Source organism: Acetobacter sacchari, assembly GCF_017377715.1.
Classification (GTDB): Bacteria; Pseudomonadota; Alphaproteobacteria; order Acetobacterales; family Acetobacteraceae; genus Acetobacter; species Acetobacter sacchari.
Window position 1 is genome coordinate 271,796 of sequence record NZ_JAFVMF010000002.1, and the last position, 16,856, is coordinate 288,651.

At 61.9% G+C, this 16,856-nt stretch carries 14 protein-coding genes and 1 tRNA gene; 6 read left to right on the plus strand and 9 right to left on the minus strand.

The features are described 5' to 3' along the window. Positions 1-13 precede the first annotated feature (13 nt). The 7 genes from J2D73_RS02830 to rfbB form a co-directional block, all read right to left on the minus strand. Positions 14-577, minus strand: coding sequence for a hypothetical protein (locus J2D73_RS02830; protein WP_207879153.1), 564 nt, complete (start codon positions 575-577; stop codon positions 14-16). Then, positions 556-1,527 carry a magnesium transporter CorA family protein gene (locus tag J2D73_RS02835; RefSeq protein WP_207879155.1) on the minus strand — a complete coding sequence of 324 codons (972 nt, stop codon included), beginning with the start codon at positions 1,525-1,527 and terminating at the stop codon, positions 556-558. The genes J2D73_RS02830 and J2D73_RS02835 overlap by 22 nt, the downstream gene beginning before the upstream one ends. Before the next feature lie 308 nt (positions 1,528-1,835). Then, on the minus strand, positions 1,836-2,777 hold the full coding sequence (locus tag J2D73_RS02840; protein ID WP_341535007.1) for a glycosyltransferase family 2 protein: 942 nt from the start codon (positions 2,775-2,777) through the stop codon (positions 1,836-1,838). 77 nt (positions 2,778-2,854) lie between these two features. Then, positions 2,855-3,763 (minus strand): dTDP-4-dehydrorhamnose reductase, encoded by a 909-nt coding sequence (rfbD, locus tag J2D73_RS02845; protein WP_207879157.1) that lies wholly within the window; start codon positions 3,761-3,763, stop codon positions 2,855-2,857. Continuing rightward, complete coding sequence (gene rfbC / locus J2D73_RS02850) at positions 3,760-4,320, minus strand: dTDP-4-dehydrorhamnose 3,5-epimerase (RefSeq protein WP_207879159.1); 561 nt, start codon at positions 4,318-4,320, stop codon at positions 3,760-3,762. Before rfbC ends, rfbD begins: the two co-directional genes overlap by 4 nt. 82 nt (positions 4,321-4,402) lie before the next feature. Further along, entirely contained in the window at positions 4,403-5,272 is an 870-nt protein-coding gene (gene rfbA, locus J2D73_RS02855; protein WP_207879259.1) for a glucose-1-phosphate thymidylyltransferase RfbA, read from the minus strand. 76 nt (positions 5,273-5,348) lie between these two features. Continuing rightward, positions 5,349-6,401, minus strand: coding sequence for a dTDP-glucose 4,6-dehydratase (gene rfbB / locus J2D73_RS02860; protein WP_207879161.1), 1,053 nt, complete (start codon positions 6,399-6,401; stop codon positions 5,349-5,351). Between the two features lie 161 nt (positions 6,402-6,562). On the opposite strand from rfbB, the gene J2D73_RS02865 reads away from it, so the two are divergent. The 3 genes from J2D73_RS02865 (at position 6,563) to J2D73_RS02875 (ending at position 9,663) form a co-directional block, all read left to right on the plus strand. Further along, a complete protein-coding gene (locus J2D73_RS02865; RefSeq protein ID WP_207879163.1) occupies positions 6,563-8,755 on the plus strand; it encodes a hypothetical protein in 2,193 nt (730 codons plus the stop codon). A gap of 28 nt (positions 8,756-8,783) precedes the next feature. After that, positions 8,784-9,482, plus strand: coding sequence for a histidine phosphatase family protein (locus tag J2D73_RS02870; protein ID WP_207879164.1), 699 nt, complete (start codon positions 8,784-8,786; stop codon positions 9,480-9,482). Between the two features lie 106 nt (positions 9,483-9,588). Further along, positions 9,589-9,663: transfer RNA gene (locus J2D73_RS02875), tRNA-Gly, on the plus strand. Between the two features lie 244 nt (positions 9,664-9,907). On the opposite strand, the gene J2D73_RS02880 is transcribed toward J2D73_RS02875, so the two are convergent. Then, positions 9,908-10,810 (minus strand): LysR family transcriptional regulator, encoded by a 903-nt coding sequence (locus tag J2D73_RS02880; protein ID WP_207879165.1) that lies wholly within the window; start codon positions 10,808-10,810, stop codon positions 9,908-9,910. A 110-nt stretch (positions 10,811-10,920) separates the two neighbouring features. Between J2D73_RS02880 and J2D73_RS02885 the strand changes: the two genes are divergently transcribed. The 3 genes from J2D73_RS02885 (at position 10,921) to J2D73_RS02895 (ending at position 14,048) form a co-directional block, all read left to right on the plus strand. Then, positions 10,921-11,688 (plus strand): SDR family oxidoreductase, encoded by a 768-nt coding sequence (locus J2D73_RS02885; RefSeq protein ID WP_207879166.1) that lies wholly within the window; start codon positions 10,921-10,923, stop codon positions 11,686-11,688. 287 nt (positions 11,689-11,975) lie between these two features. Next, positions 11,976-12,413: a MarR family winged helix-turn-helix transcriptional regulator gene (locus J2D73_RS02890; protein ID WP_207879167.1), complete on the plus strand. Its 438-nt coding sequence runs from the start codon at positions 11,976-11,978 to the stop codon at positions 12,411-12,413. Between the two features lie 201 nt (positions 12,414-12,614). Continuing rightward, the gene (locus tag J2D73_RS02895; protein WP_207879168.1) at positions 12,615-14,048 is read left to right on the plus strand and encodes a DHA2 family efflux MFS transporter permease subunit; all 1,434 of its coding nucleotides are present in this window, start codon (positions 12,615-12,617) and stop codon (positions 14,046-14,048) included. Positions 14,049-14,137: 89 nt separating this feature from the next. Here the strand turns inward: J2D73_RS02895 and J2D73_RS02900 are convergent, their stop codons facing one another. After that, positions 14,138-16,852 (minus strand): AAA family ATPase, encoded by a 2,715-nt coding sequence (locus tag J2D73_RS02900; protein WP_243429596.1) that lies wholly within the window; start codon positions 16,850-16,852, stop codon positions 14,138-14,140. Between the last annotated feature and the right edge of the window lie 4 nt (positions 16,853-16,856).

Here is a 16,856-nt window from a genome sequence, read left to right on the forward strand (position 1 = left end):
ATCTTGTAGAAAATTACAGGCCTCGTGACAAAGAAAATGCTTCCTGAAACCCACGAGCAGTTAACCAGTACTGCGCCACCGACATATCAGGAGAGACAAAATTTTGCACCTGCTGCGTAAGCAGTTTTGGCGTTCGGCTCACTTCGATTGACCCGGAAAGACTCCGTGGAGCACAGGTTCCAGAAAGCGTCAGTACACGATCAGGCAGCGTCACAACCATACGGCAGCTGACGGACAGCCCCGCGGCCGACGGCATCTCAAACGATCCCGTAACGTTCCCATAGGCCAGAGGACGCAGCCTGCGATCCAGCACCGCATACTCGCCCGCGACGCCGTCCTCCCCGTCGCGCCGCAATCCCACGACGATCCGCGCGCGCCCATCTGGCGAGGCGCCGCCGTAACGCCAAGGCTCCGCTCCCATCCGATCAACGACGCGCTGCGCGTCCGAGACGCTCTCCGCCGCGCGCGCGGCCGGAGCCACAGCTCCAAACACGCATACGGAAAAAATTAAAGCCGCTACCGGGCGGCATCTTCCCGCAAGACGACCAAACGCCATCACCTGACTCCTCCCAGCCATCCACGCCTCCAGAACCACAACAAGGGTACGATGATCGACGCCGCCATCAGCCCCAACGCGTACCAGTAACCAAAGCTCCACTGAAGCTCCGGGATATCCTTGAAGTTCATACCGTACACACCGGCGACAAGCGTCGGAGCGACACCGGTAAAGCTTACGACTGTCAGAACTTTCATGCCATCATTCTGTTCGATGCTGATGAACCCCAGAGCCGCATCGAGGAGAAACTGCACCTTGTTCGCCAACTGGGCGACGAAGTCATTCAACGAACTGATATCGCGATTTACCGTGGCCATCCGCGTTTTCAACGGGTCGGACAAGACATCCTTGGCGCTCTCACTGATGAAGATCGCTATACGGTCCAAACCCATCAGACTGTCGCGAATAAGTGACGACAAATCCTCCGAATGACCGACACGTCGCAAAATCTCCCGCTGCCATGCCGCCATCCGCCCGGCTCGCGGACGTTTTCCGGTGAAGACGTCACGCGACAGGCGACTGAGCGACTGCGTCACATGCTCCAGAGCGTCAGCGAGCCGATCGACGATCGCCTCCATGAGCATCACCATCAATTCGTCCCCGGCAGGCTTTCTGGACGAGCCCGACACCTGACGAGCGACAACGTCGAACGACGCGTAATCGAGAAACCTTATTGTAACCAGTATATTTTTAAGAAGAACGAACCCTATTGGCGACGAATAGAATTCGATGTCGGTTCGCCGCACAAGCGGCGTCGACATGTAAACAGCCTCATCGCGGGTAAATAACCGCGACGAGCTCTCGATTTCTTCCAGATTGCCTCTCTCCGGGATGGCGACGCCAGCGATGCGGGACGCCAGAGCGTGTTCGGCTGGAGTGGGATCCACGAGGTCGAGCCAATCGGCGTCCCGCGCATCTTCCTCGTTCGCGACTACTCTCGCGGGCTGTCCCGCCTTGTGAGCCAAAAACATGCTCATTCTCCAGTCATGACGCGCGATCGTCAGCCACGCGTCAAAAAAACGTCGGCATCGCGCTGGTGGGAGCAGACCCCGTTCAGACGAAATTGTTTGAACGAGTGACGTTGCCCCAAAAATTAACCACCCAGAACTTTTCCATTGAGTCGACGCTCGGCGGAGAAGCTCCAAACTGAGATAAGCGTAGAGGGAACCACAACGCGCTCCTCATCCTCTCCAAACCAACCCCATCGCCGGACGAAGCGCCATAGCTGCAAGCGCTCACACCCCTTGCCGCCATACGAAACAGAATGTTCCAGCCTCGACTACCCGATGACGAACCAGAGGCGAAACAGCACCCGCTCGCTGAACGACGCCCTTGTGAGGTGCGGAAACCGACGGAGTAGCCGCAGGCGCGTCAGTTTCCCGCCGCCCAACCCGTTCTGCACGGCAGCCAGGATCGCCACAACATGCGGGTCCAGAAACCTCCGATGCTCCAGCAGATACGAAAGGTTGGAGCGAAAGATATCCATGAACGCTCCGGGGCCGCGCCGGATAGCCGCGCAGGCGCGGCGCCACCAGGAAGACGGCGCGCCTACGGCATTCTGACCGTGTTGACGGTATAAAACGACCGGACTCTGATCGATCTCAACCGTGCCGCCTGCGGCTGTGACCACCAGATACGCCCACCAGTCATGCATAATGAACGGCGGCGCAGGCTGCATTTCCGTGAGCAACCGACGAGCCCGATCATTCATCATCACCGTGCATCCGGTTGCGATGTTCTGCGCCAGCGCAGTCAACACGCCAACCGGCGGTGGAATGAAGGGCGACAACGCGATTTCTTTCAAAGCCCGGTCTGTGAGTATCTGACGCGCGCAATAAAGCCCCGGAGCATCGTCCGACGCGCGCGACAGCCCATCCACCCCACGCGCCACCTTTTCCGGCAGCCAGACGTCGTCCTGATCCGCAAACGCTATGACGCTTCCCGCGGGGGCCGCCTCGAGCAGACGCACGTATGATTCCGTAACGCCCAACCGCTCGCTGGAGCCGACATCGATCTCCACGCAGCGACCAGCGCCGCGGTTCGTTTGAAAAGACAGCATGATCGCGCGCGATGAGTCAGTAGACCCGTCGTCGCGCCAGTATAGCGTCCAGTCCCCGTGCGTCTGCTCGATGAACGAGTCGAGTTGCCGGTTCAGAAAAGCTTCGCCGTTATAGAGCGACAGGAGGATGGCGACATGTATGCTCCGGGGATCACGTGTCACCTGGACTACTCTGGGCTTCCATGCCGCTTTATTAACGGACGATACGGCCTCTCCCATACCGTCCCCCACGCCGGCCGTCAGCCTGTGGGCCGGGAGAAAAGCGTTGTGACGACTTCGGACACGCTCGCGCGCCAATCCGGCATCGAAACGCCAAAAACACTGACCAGCTTGCTGTTATCCATACGGGAGTCGGCGGGGCGTTTTGCCGGAGTAGGCCAATCACTGGTCGCGATTGCGGCCACTTCCGGCATAGCCTGTCCGTGCGAGGACGCTTCCTGAAGCGCGAACACAGCCAGTTGGTGCCATGTCGCCTCGCCCGTGCCGCAGGCGTGGTACACGCCCGCATAGTCGTCTCTCCAGCCGTCACGCTCGATCAGCGTCAGAATCTGCAAAATCGCCGCAGCAAGATCATCAGAACTCGTGGGATTTCCACGCTGATCGCCTACAACTTTCAGAGCGGGGTTCTTGGCTCCCGCATTGATCATAGTGCGAACGAAGTTCTTGCCGTGCGCAGAGTAAACCCATGACGTCCGCAGAATGATGGCCTGCGGATCCGCCTGCATCACCAATTCCTCGCCTTCGGCCTTCGTCCGACCGTAAACGGTAGCAGGGCTAACAGGGTCCGTTTCCAGATAGGGCGAGCCCTTGTCGCCCGAAAACACGTAGTCCGTGGAAACATGAATGAAAGGCAGGCCACGCGCCGCGCAGGCCGCAGCCAGCAGAGCCGGGCCGTCACGATTGGCTGCCTCCGCCCCGGAGACCTCGGTCTCGGCAAGATCCACCGCCGTCCAGGCCGCCGCATTGACCACCGCGGCAGGCTTGACCACATCGAGGGTGGCCTCGATCGTCTCAGGGCGCTCAAAATCAAAATCGGGGCGCCCGACCCTGTGGACGCGATGCCCACCGAGATTCGAAAGCGAGGTCGCAAGCTGACCGACGCCGCCGGTGACGAGAATGGGACGCGAAGGATCCATGACGATACTCATGAGTAGTGGAACCATCCCTTGGCCGCAGAAAATTCAGGAGCGACGACATCCTTGTCAGACAGCACGGCCTCTTCGGCCTTGATCGGCCACTCTATGCCCAACTCTGCGCTGTTCCAGATCACGGCCCTCTCACAGTCCTTCGCGTAGAGCGCCGTGCATTTGTACTGCACCTCACTATCCTCGACGAGCGTACAGAAGCCATGCAGAAAGCCCGGTGGAATCCAGAGTTGGGACCAGTTCTCTTCTGACAGCTCCGCCGCTACCCACTTGCCGTAAGTCGGCGATCCGGTGCGCGCATCGACCGCGACATCCCATATCGCGCCCTTCGTGCAACGAACGAGCTTGCCCTGGGCATGCGGGGCGAGTTGGCAATGAAGTCCGCGCACGACGCCTTTCTGGCGGGACAAGCTCTGGTTGTCCTGCACAAACGGAAGGTCGATTCCAGCATCTCCCATGCGTTGGGCGTTGTACGTTTCCGAAAAAAAGCCGCGGCTGTCCGAAAACCGGGGAGGGGTCACCAGAATGACTTCCGGAATCGCCAGACGTTCGACTTTCATGACCTCACTCCAATAAAGAACTTCCTGGCCAACGCCTCAATCTGCGCTGACGACCACAAGATTCGTTACGACACGCGACCGGTCAGGCGTGATTCGCCAACTCACGCAGCAGGCGGCCGAGTTCCGTTTTTCCCATGCGACCCGCCTGCGTTCGCAGTTGGTCCGCCGATATGTATCCCATCCGGAACGCGACTTCTTCAGGCGAGCCCACCAGCATCCCCTGACGCGCCTGAATGGTGTGCACGAATTGCCCAGCCTGCATGAGGCTTTCCGGCAATCCTGCGTCCAGCCACGCGCAACCGCGCCCCAGACGATCTACGCGCAGCGACCCCTCTTCCAGATAGAAGCGATTCAGGTCAGTGATTTCCAGTTCGCCGCGCGGAGAAGGTTTCACCGCCTTCGCAAAATCGAGCACGCGATGATCGTAGAAATAGAGACCCGTGATGGCCCAGTTCGACTGCGGATTGGTGGGCTTCTCTTCGACCGACAGCGCGCGCCCCGTTTCGTCGAATGATACGACACCGTAACGCTCTGGATCGCGCACCTGATACGCGAACACCGTCGCGCCTTCAGGTCTGGTGGCCGCTGCGCGTAGCGAAACCGACAGGTGGTCGGCGAAAATGAGATTATCGCCAAGCGCAAGGCCGCAGGGACAGCCGTCCAGCCAGTCCCCAGCGATCAAGAACGCCTGCGCAATCCCGTCAGGGCTGGCCTGTTCCCGGTATTCGAAGGTGACGCCGAATTGTGAACCGTCGCCAAGCAGGCGCTTGAACTGCGGCAGGTCGGCCGGCGTCGAAATGATCATGATATCGCGAATGCCCGCGAGCATGAGCGTAGTCAGCGGGTAATAGACCATCGGCTTGTCGTAAACCGGGAGAAGCTGTTTGCTCGCGGCCAGCGTCATCGGATACAGGCGAGTGCCAGAGCCGCCTGCCAGCAGGATGCCCTTCATTTTGGTCTGTACAGGGGGTTGCTGGTGAATGGTCATGCCTGATTTACCTTGACGTCGCGGTTGAGGGGCAGAGGCGTTAACCTTGGCCCAGGCGTTGGCCGGTGTAGCGCCGGGCGCGGATCGCCTCCCACCAGATACGGTTGTCCAGATACCATTGGACCGTGCGGCGAATGCCGGACTCGAAATCGTGCTTCGCTTTCCAGCCCAGAGCCGTTTCCGCGTGCGTAGGATCGATTTCGTATTTGAAATCATGACCCGGGCGATCCGCAACGTAACGGATCAGGCGCTCGCGCGGTCCCGCCGCGTCCGGCGCAAGCTCGTCAAGGACTGAGCAGATCGTCTTGACCACGTCCAGATTGGTGCGCGGTTGCCGTGCGCCAATCGCGTATGTTTCGCCGGGCTCGCCGTGCTCCACGGCCTTGACCAGCGCCTCGGCATGGTCCTCGACGAACAGCCAGTCGCGGATGTTGTCGCCCTTGCCGTAGACCGGCAACTCCTTCCCCTCGATGGCGTTAATGGTCACCAGCGGAATGAGCTTCTCGGGAAAATGCCAGACGCCGTAATTATTCGTCGTGTTGGTCACGAAAGTCGGCAGACCGTAAGTGTGGAACCACGCGCGCACCAGATGATCGGAAGCAGCCTTGGACGCCGAATACGGACTACGCGGATCGTAAGGGGTGGTTTCCGTAAATGGCGGATCACCGTGCTCCAGGGCGCCAAACACCTCGTCCGTGGAGATATGATGGAAGCGGAACGTCTTCCGTCCCTCGGCAGAAAGCGCACTCCAGTATTTCCGGGCGGATTCGAGGAGCGCGTATGTGCCAACGACGTTGGTCTGGATGAAGACGCCGGGACCGTCGATCGACCTGTCCACATGGCTCTCCGCAGCCAGATGCATCACCGCATCCGGCTGGAACGACGTGAACAGACCGTCAAGCGCGGCGCCGTCAGCGATATCGACATGGGCGAAGCGGTACCGGTCCGATCCGGCGACCGCTTCGACCGTCTCGGATGACGCCGCATAGGTCATTGCGTCGACATTGAGAACCTGATGCGCTGTGGCGCCAATCAGGTGGCGCACGACGGCCGATCCAATGAACCCGCAGCCGCCAGTCAACAGAATACGCATTCAGTCTCCGCAGTCATACCCAGCGTCTGAAAAGCCGCCTTGTTGCATCTTCAAAGTTACGGCCATTCCAGCCCTGCAGCAAGTGCGACGGGCACACTTCTGTTCCATTAACCAATTATATGTCAGGGTTGAGCGTCGCTTAATGGTAGATGAACTCCACTATGCTTGCGGACCATCAAACCAACGCGCTGCTTGCAGCGCTTGAACGCCCCGATCTCGCGGTTATCGCCCGAAAGCGTCAGGTCAGACTCGAACCCACGCTCGACCTCCCCTTTCGTCTCGATAGCGCGCTGAACATCGCGATCGGCGGCGCCGTCTGCGCCGCGAGCGCTCGTCGGCAGGCGTTTACGCTCCGCCACGCCCTCGAACTCGCGGCGCTGCTGTCGGACGCAGACAGACGGTTGACGCAACGCACCATGATCCGCGCCAGCTTTGCCGCCGCGCGCGTCGCTGTGCTTTTCCTCCGTCTTGACGCCTCCGAAGCCGAAGAACGCCCTCGATCACACGCAAGCGACGTCTGGTCCGGGTGGCTCACGCCTCTCGTCGGAGACGCGCCCCCGGACGAGCCGGTTCTTGCGTTCATCTGGCGCAGCCTGCGCAGCTTTCTCTCGCAGGATTTGGCAATCACGTCGCAAACGCCGGACCACCTGACTGCGGACGCCGTGACCGACCTGCATGCGTGGCTGCAACGGTCGTGGCCATTGATCGGTCCCGCCGAAACCCTGATGGCCGCCGGCGGCGACGCACGCCTTCAACTCGACCCGCAGACCGGCCTCAACCATTACGGTTGCTCGCATCGCCCCCGCCCCTGGGCCGTCACCTTCGCGTCATCCACAGCCTCTTCGGTTTCGGAACGCGGCTTCGCTGGCGCCGAGACTGCGCGTCTGAACCTGCAGCAGGCGCTCCTCTACGACCGGGCGGACGCGACCCTGTCGGATCTCGCCACTCAAACGCGCGTTTATCTGGCGTCATATTACGACCTGCCCGCCGGCGCCGACGTCATCCTGTCGCCCTCGGGCACAGACTGCGAACTGGCCGCTCTGGCGATCGCAATGCGCGCGAGCGACCACAAGCCGGTGACCAACATCCTGATCGCCCCGGAAGAGACCGGGAGCGGAGTTCCGCTCGCAGCCGCAGGACGTCATTTCGCCCTCGACACGGCGCAGGGCGCCGCCGTCGAAAAAGGCGAGCCTGTTGCAGGCTTTGCCTCTACGATCATGTCACCCGAAGAACCCGCCGTCGAGGTCCTTACGGTCGCCCTACGCGACGCGAGCGGCGCATGCATCCCCGCGGAACAGGTCGCCGAACGCTGCGAACGACTGACTCGCGAAGCAGTCGCCAGAGGGCGCAGGGTCCTGTTGCACCAGCTCGACCTGTCAAAGACCGGCCTGAAAGCGCCCGACGAGGCGACGCTGGACCGACTGTCACGGACGTTCGGGGATCTGTTCGACGTCGTCGTCGACGCCTGTCAGGCCCGTCTGATGCCCGAACGCATCGGGAGTTGGGTCGCAGCAGGTCGAGCCGTCATGATCACCGGGTCGAAATTCATGACCGGGCCGCCTTTCTGTGGCGCGCTGCTGCTGCCGAAACAATGGCGGACGAGGCTCGACAGGCCGCCGTTGCCAGAAGGACTGGCGTCCTACGCCAGCCATATCGAATGGCCGGACTGCGCCGCCGCTTCATCGCTGTCGAAGCATGCAAATCACGGTCTGATCCTGCGCTGGAGCGCGGCCATAGCAGAGATGGCCGCGTTTAAAGCTGTCCCGGCCGCCGAAGCGCGCCGCCGTCTGACGCTGTTCCTCGACGCCGCGCGCGCCGCGATCGAAGAATCCCCAGACGTGCGCCTCGTCCCTCCGCCTGCGCTTAACCGCCCCGGCATTCCTGATCAGTGGGACGATCTGGCGACCATCCTGTGCTTTCAGGTCAAGGCGCCGGATCAACCAGACGCTCAGGACGCGAGCGCGCCGTTTAAACCGCTCGACGTTGCGAACGCCCGGCGCGTTTACCACTGGCTGAACGCCGATCTCAGCCCGGCGTTCGCGCCAGACGAGCCCGAGCGGCTGTCCGGCCTCGCCGCGCGACAGTGTCATATCGGACAACCCGTCGCCACGCCGGACGCAGCCCTCGGAGACGCGCCCGCCGGGGCGCTCCGGCTATCAGCGGGCGCAAGGCTCGTATCGGGCGAACCGTCCCACGAAGGACTCGGGATCGACCGACGCATGGCGCGAGAGATCGCGGACGCCCGCACCGTCATCGCCAAAATCGGGCTTATCCGTCGACACTGGTCACGTATCGTCGCCGCGAACCCCTCCCCCGGCTATGCTCCGGCGCAACGCGCCGTTACCCTCTCCTGATACGCTGAGGATTATGGAGAGAGACCTGATGACCGGACAGACGGGCGCTTCCCTGCCGGAGGGACAGAAGAACCACGGCCATTTTCTGGACGCGCCAAAGCTGGAGCCGGGCGTCACCCGCTTCTGGCTGATCCGCCACGCGCTGGTGGAGCAGAACGCCAGAGCGCTGCTTTATGGCGCGATGGACGTGCCGCTATGCCCGGACAGCCTGGTGGCGCAACAGCCGATGTATGAGGCCCTCGCCCGGCGACTGCCTCAGGACGCGCTGTGGTATTCCTCTCCACTGTCCAGAGCGCTCCAGACGGCTGAAACCGTGCAGGCCGCTGGTTACGGCGAGCGCGCCATCACGATCGAACCCGGTATTCTGGAGCAGGAACTGGGCGAATGGCAGGGCCTGTCGCATCAGGACCTGCCGGAGCGGCTGACATTGCCCGCGCACAGGTTCTGGTCGACGTCGGCCGTCGAACGACCGCCGGGCGGGGAGAGCATGGTCGATGTCTGCGCACGCGTCGGAGCGACGCTCGACAGGCTCGCCGACCGGAACGCCAGACGCGACATGGTGCTGGTCAGTCACGGCGGCGCGATCCGCGCGGCGCTCTCGCACGCGCTGCGCGTCCATGCCGATACCGCCCTCCACTTCTCCATCCAGAATCTGTCCCTCACGATTCTCGAACGGCACGACGCGGCATGGCGCGTGGTCACCGCGAACGAGCTGCCGGGAATCTAGGAAAAGCCTCAGAAAAATCGGGGGCGGCGATATTTTTGAAAGAAACTGCGCCGCCGCCTCTTGCGTCCCTCTCGAGACTATTCTAAACGACCGCTCACCCAAGGATGCGGGCGTAGCTCAGGGGTAGAGCACAACCTTGCCAAGGTTGGGGTCGAGGGTTCGAATCCCTTCGCCCGCTCCAATTTCTCTCAGAAGAAATCGAGCGTTTAAGTAGCGGATTTTACCGCCTTGCCTTTTCCGCATCGCATGCGATCAGCACATAAATTCATAAGAAATTTATCCAAGGACCTGCCTCTGTCTGGTCAGTCGCGCAGGTTCATTCTTCCCCTGAATGCGGGAGCTTTAACCTCCGGTTATGAGCGCCGTCAGACACATAGCTCTTGCAATGTTTTGAGACCGCGAGTGCCTCGTTCAGGTCTTCGCGCTCACGCACCGGGAGCGAGCTGCCTGCCATACTCAGCGGCAACCCAGTCGATAAAAACGCGAACCCTGAGGCTCAGCTGTCGGCTGCGCGGATATATCGCATAAACTGGCGTGGATGAGGGCGGCGTCTCGGGCAGGCATTCCACGAATACACCGTCGGCCAGATTTTTTTCTACGGAATAACGGGGAATCTGAATCAGGCCCAACCCTTCCATGGCAGCCGCCCGATATGTGTCGGCTCCATTCACTGTCAGGACGGATGGCAGCGTCACCGTCTTGCAGGCGCCATTCACCATAAATTCAAGCGGAAGAACGCCGCCAATCGCGGACGAGCGGAAACCGATCATCTGATGCCCGTCCAGCATGTCCCACCTTGAGGGAACGCCAAAACGCTCCAAATAACGCGGCGATGCGACAGTCACTTCGGGCAGAAGGGCAATGCGTCTGGCAGCAAGATCACTCTCCTTCAACTCTCCTGTACGCAACACGCAATCCACGCCTTCACGCACGAGATCTACGAAACGGTCCGTTTCGCCCAAGTACAATTCCATATCAGGATATTCGCTGAAGAAGCGCTGGAGGGTCGGCACGATCAAACGACGCGCCTGCGCGCCCTGAACGCCGACGCGAAGCAGACCGCGCGGCCGCGCGCCACTGAACGCGCTTTCAGCCTCTTCGATATCATCAAGGATTGTGAGGCAGCGCCGGTAATATGCCTCTCCATCGAGCGTCGCGCGCACCTGACGCGTCGTACGCTGGAGCAGCCGCACCCCAAGCCGCGCCTCAAGCTGCTTGACGGCGTCAGTCGCCGTCGAGGCGGGCAGTCCGAGGTCTTCCGCCGCGCGAACGAAGCTCCCCCGCTCAACCACTCGCGCGAACAGTCGCATGGCGTCGATACGATCCATTATTCGCCACTTTCGGATAGTGATCCCGAATATTGGATGATTATCTTAAAAATAAAAAGCGATAGTCCGAACAAAGTCAGAAGCAATTGGACACCGAAAGAGAAAAGCAAATGACGCCAACCGGACAGAAAGTCGCATTGGTAACCGGCGCCAGCCGTGGACTGGGGCGCAGCATGGCCATAGCGCTCGCACACAAGGGCGTGGACGTTATTGGCGCGTATCACAGCAATAAAGCAGAAGCGGAAGCCACGATGGCTGCCATTCAGGCTCTCGGACGCAATGCAGCGATGTTTCCGCTCGACACCGCCAATGCCGCAGGCTTCGCTGCGTTCGCCGCAGAACTCGAGCACACGCTCTCGACGAAATGGGGCCGCACCAGTTTTGACTTCCTCGTCAACAATGCTGGCATTGGCATCAACGCGCCGTTCGAGAAAACGACGGAAGCCGATTTCGACCGGCTGATGAACATTCACTTCAAGGGCGTTTTCTTCCTGACACAGACACTCTTGCCGCTTCTGGCCGACGGCGGACGGATCGTAAACCTGTCCACCGGACTGACGCGCTTCTCCCTGCCGGGCTACGCCGCGTATGCCGCCATGAAAGGCGCGGTCGAGGTGCTGACACGCTATCTGGCAAAGGAACTTGGCCCGCGCGGTATCGCGGTGAACACCATCGCACCGGGAGCGATCGAGACCGATTTCGCGGGCGGCTCCGTGCGGGACAACAGGCAGATCAACGACTTCGTCGCCAGCGCAACCGCCCTCGGCCGCGTAGGCGTACCCGACGATATCGGCCCGGCCGTGGCGGCGCTGCTGACGGAAGATAATCGCTGGATCAACGCCCAGCGCATCGAGATTTCCGGGGGGCAGATGATTTAGGGAGCGGCTGGTTCAGGCTGGCCAGGACAGGGTCTCTTCCCCGTTTTGACGAACTGCCCATGCGTTTCACGTACCGCCGCTTTCGCCGCTCAGCGGCAACGACGAAATAGAAATCCCTAGCGTTCAACTGGCGACTGGCGTGTCTACGCCATCGCCAACCGTAGGGTAATCGAGATCGGCGCGCACCACGCTCCTGCGTCATCGAGCGAAGCATCGCATTTCATATTTAAAGGCATATTTGACAGTTTACCTTGCAAGTTTACCTTCCAAATGCAATTATGCCTATCATGAACCGCTCCACCGATTCCTCGCTGGAAACAGTCGTCGGCGACCTCACGCTCGCGATCGGACAGCTTTTGCGCCGACTGCGCTCGGAGGCCAATCCAAGCGCATTGAACCTGTCGCAAACAAGCGTCCTCGCCCGCATCGAACACGGCGGTCCCATGACGACCGCCGAACTTGCGCGGGTTGAATCGATGAAACCTCAATCGATGGGAAGCATCCTCGCGAGCCTTGAGCATGAAGGCATGATCCGCCGCCAGCCGCACCCTACGGACGGGCGGCAGGTTCTGTTCGTCCTGACTGAGAAAGGGGTTGAGGTCAGGCGCCGTCGTCAAATCGCCAAACGTGACTGGCTGACGGCGGCGGCCTCAAATCTCGACGCTGAAGAGTTACAGGCTCTTGCAACTGCGATCCCGCTCATCAGACGGATCGGAGAGTCCTGAACCACGCTTCGAACGCGTCAACCTATGCGAGAATCTGCAGCCGAACAAATGAATGGACGCCTATGCACTCAGCAAAATCCGCTTCAGACTGCTTATGAATCGCCGCCGCCCGACGCTCCGGCGCTTTGCCGGTTCCCTGCGCTCATACGGTGATTGCAGCAGCGCAGCGTACGCTTGTTCGGCGATGAAAGCGCTCTCGCAATGACTGCCCCGGACGATGACCGGCTTGATCCAGCGGCCTGGAGAATTTGTGCGGTTGCGCTGTTCGGCGCCCTGCTCTCACAACTTGATGCAACGATTGTTAATGTTTCCCTTTCAAATCTGGCGACCGATCTCGGCGCCGGGCTCTCGACGATCCAGTGGGTCACAAGTGGCTATCTCCTGGCGCTCACGCTGGCCTTGCCGTTGAACGGCTGGCTGGTGGACCGTGTCGGCGCGAAGAGGCTGTATCTCTGGTGCCTTGCGTCATTCACCTTGTCCTCGGCGCTCTGCGGTCTCGCCTGGTCCGCGCCTTCACTAATCGGATTCCGCGCGCTACAGGGTCTGAGCGGCGGTTTGCTGGCGCCTATGGCGCAGATGATGGTCGCGCAGGCTGCGGGCAAACACATGACGCGCGTTGCGGGCTACGCAATGCTGCCAGTGTTGCTGGCGCCTGTCCTCGGCCCGGTGATCGCGGGATCAATCCTGCAACATGCTTCCTGGCGCTGGCTTTTTCTGGTCAATCTTCCCGTTGGGGCGCTCGCTATCATGTTGGCGTTTTTGATCCTGCCCGAAAACCACACTGCGTCGGCAAGGCGAAAGCTGGACTGGACCGGGCTGGTGCTGCTTTCTCCCGGGCTGGCGCTGTTCCTCTATGGCATGGAGCGTATGAACCAGACGACGGGCAGCGCGAGCCTTGCCGCCGGCGCCCTGATGATGGTGGCGTTCATCTTGAGCGCCAGACGAAAAGGCGACGACGCATTGGTCGATCTTCGCCTTTTTAGAGAAAGAGTTTTTGCAACCGCCACCACCACGCAGTTCCTGTCAAACGGCGCCATGTTCTCCGGTCAGATGCTTATTCCGGCGTTTCTGATTCAAGCGTGTGGCCGGGCGCCCAGCGAAATGGGGTGGATGCTTGCGCCGCTCGGGCTTGGCATGATGGCCACCGTCCCGTTGGTCGGAGCGCTGGTGGACAGGTTCGGCGTCTGCCGCGTGTCCTCAGGAGGCGCGCTACTGACGCTAGCCGCCACTTTGCCGCTTCTGTATCTTTCTTCCCGAGGGCTCAGTCTTTTTGTTCTTCTGCCGTCCCTCTTCGTTCGCGGAATGGGCATGGGGGTGATCGGCTTGCCATCGGTGACGGCCGCCTACGCCTCGGTCAGGAGACAGGATCTGCCCATGGCGACGACCTCCGCCAACATCGTGCAACGTCTGGGCGGTCCCACGATGACGACGCTCTGCGCGTCATTCCTGTCATGGAAACTGGGACAGAACAGCACGAATCACGTGGTTTCAAACGCCTTTACCGGAGCCTTCGTATTGCTTTGCGGCCTTCAGGCTCTCACGGTCCTGGCCGCGCTACGATTGCCGCTACGTGTTGGCGACATCGCGGATGAGGCGCGTTCCAACGGAGAAAAAGACCGCTCGGCGCACACCTGATTGCGTCCCGGACAGGCGATGCAAACCAAAGTCGCGCATGCGTCCGAGGCGTCGTTCGATCCCCCCAACGCGTGCCCCGAACTGCGGCGTCAGCCGCCCGAGACCGCCTGCAACCGCAGCCGCCGCCCGGGCAACATGGCGAAAGCTTCGGCGCGGCACGTCATTACAATGATCTGCATTCTCTCCGACGCTTCCGCCAGAATATCGAACATCGTCGACAAACGGCCAGCATCGGAGAACACCAGCGCATCGTCCAGAACCAGCATCGCCGGACGACCACGCGCGCGCAACAGTTCCGCGAGACCCAGTCGAACCAGCACGGCGATCTGCTCGCGCGTGCCGTCCGACAGAAACTCCAGCGGTTCATCCTCGCGCCAGCGGCTGACGCCGGTCAGCTCGAACTTGGTGTTCACCTGAACCCGCGAACGCGGAAACAGCATGTCCAGAGAAGGCTGTATCGCGCCGGTCAGCGGCGCCAGATATCGCTCTACCGTCTCCTGTTCGACCTCCTGCAACGTACGGCGCAAGAGGGTCAGAATCGCGACTTCCCGTTCGCATGCTTCCTTTGCGCCGCGGCACCGGGACACCTCGCGCTCGGTGGCGGCGATCTCCTCATCCAGTCCCAGCCCCTCCGCCGCCTGCACGCGAGCTTCTCCTGCCGCGCATTCCTGCTGCAACTGCGACAGTCGCTCTCGACCGCCCTCGATCCGCACGTTCAACCTGTGAATTCTGGCGTCGAGTTGAGCCTCGTTCGACTCTGGTCTTTCCTGTTCCACCCGCGCGGCGGCGCGCTCCGCCTGGTCGAGCGCGCGTTCCGCCACATCCAGCCGCGCGGCCAGGGCCTCGTCCGGTTCCTGCGCCCGCGCCGCCTCTTCCTCGACGCGCAGCCGTTCGCACTGCTCCAGGATCAGGCGCAGCTCCGTCTGCGTCTCGGCCAGCACGCTTTCGGCCAGACGCTGCGCGCCATCGGGCTCCAGCATGTCGTTGCGCGCGGCCGCGACCGCCTGCTCGGCGCGCAGATGAGCCTGCTGCGCATCATCCAGAGCGAGGCGCGCCGCCTGAATCTCCGAAGCATCTGGTTCACGGCCGACATTGGAAGCGTCGGTCGCAGCATTGGCCGATCGGGCGTGGAGACGCTCCAGTTCAGCGTCACAGACCGCGATGCGCTGGCGCAAGGCGGAGAGCGTCCCTTCGGCGTTCGCCTTGCCCTTTCCCCCGCCATCCGAAAGCACCGCGTCGAGCGTCGCGCGCGCAGATGCAAGCGTCGCCTGCGCTTGCCGACGTCTTTCCGCTTCCGCGTGAAGCTGGTGCATGTCGCTGCAATCCACGGCGGCGAGCGCCGCCGACAGTTCCGCCTCTGCTCGGTGCAGCGCCTCCATGCCCGCCGTCATCTCGCGCGCCGCCGGTGTGATGCGAAACACGCCCACGCCTTCGATCCTGAGCTCCGCCGGTTCAAGCAAATCGTGACGACCGCTTGCCAGCAGCGCGCCGTTCAGCGTCACGCGATCCAGCGCGCCAGCCTCCAGCGCGATCTCAAGCCCGGTCGCCTGCGCCATCAACGCAGCGGCGGCGGCGGCGCGCGCGCGCTCGGCGGTCTCCGCCCTGCGTTGAGCGGCGTCATCGACCCGGATCGCTTCCAGCGCCCCGCGTGCAGTTTCCTGCCGGTGTAACGCTTCTTCCAGTCGAGCGACCTGACGGAGCGTCATGGCGCGTTCGCCCAGCACGCGTAATCTTTCGACGCCGCGCTCGGCGTCCTTCACGCGCGCCGTCGTCAGCGCCACGACCTTTTCCGCTTCGGTCATCGCTGTGCGCTTTCTGGCCAGTTCCGCATCCGCGCGTCCACGCCGCAGCGTCGCCGCCTCCGCCGCCTCCCGCGCCCGCTCGGAATCACTGGTGAGAGACATGAGGCGAACGCGACGGTCCGCCCTGCGTTTTCGTTCCTCCCGCAGCCCCAGCGTCAGTCGTTCAGCCTCTCCAGCGGCAAGCGCCGTCTCGGCTCGCCGCCGGTCAAAACGCCCCAGTTCCTCTTTCGCAGCCTGCGCCGCCGCCAGTTCCGCCCGCTCGACTTCCCGTCGCCCCGCGTCGCTCGCCACGGCCAGTTCGCGGCGCGTCTGCTCAAGCGTCGCAATATCTTCAGCCAGCGTGGCCCGCTTGGCGTTCAATTCGACAAGACGTGCCTCAGCCGCGGCTTCCCCTTCGATGGTGGTTAAAAAACGCCCTTTGGGCTTTCCACGACCGTCAAGTAATTCACCAAGATCTATGGCTATTCTTTTCAAAACCCGCGCCGCATCCGCACCACCGACGGCGTCGCCAAGATCGGCGCCAAGGTAATCGCGTAACGTCAGCTTGTTGGCGTCCGAAAGCGTCGGTTGTGAAAAACTCTCCCCCTGGGCGACCCAAAGCGCCCCGAGCATGACCCCGGCCTCGCCGCGTTTACTGACATCCGGCTCGATCAGAGCCTGCAGACGGTTCTCAGCGTCGTCGCCCTCAAGCGTGCGGCCCCCTTCCAGCAGACGCGCATGGCTGCGCCCGAGAAAGCGCTTCTCCATGCGCAAGGCGGCGCCATCAAGCAAGAACTCCGCGCTGACCAGTGGCGATCCGCCGTCATAAGGCGCGAAATCCTTGACTGTCTGCGCCTTCGAACCATGTCGGACCGTGAACAGCGCCTCCAGCGCCTTCAGCATGGTCGACTTCCCGGATTCGTTAGGCGCCGCGAGGACATTCAGCCCCGGCCCCAGCCCATCCAGACGGTGGCGTGTCGAAAAACGGCGAAACTGCTCGACCTCAAGCGCCGTGAGAATCATGCCG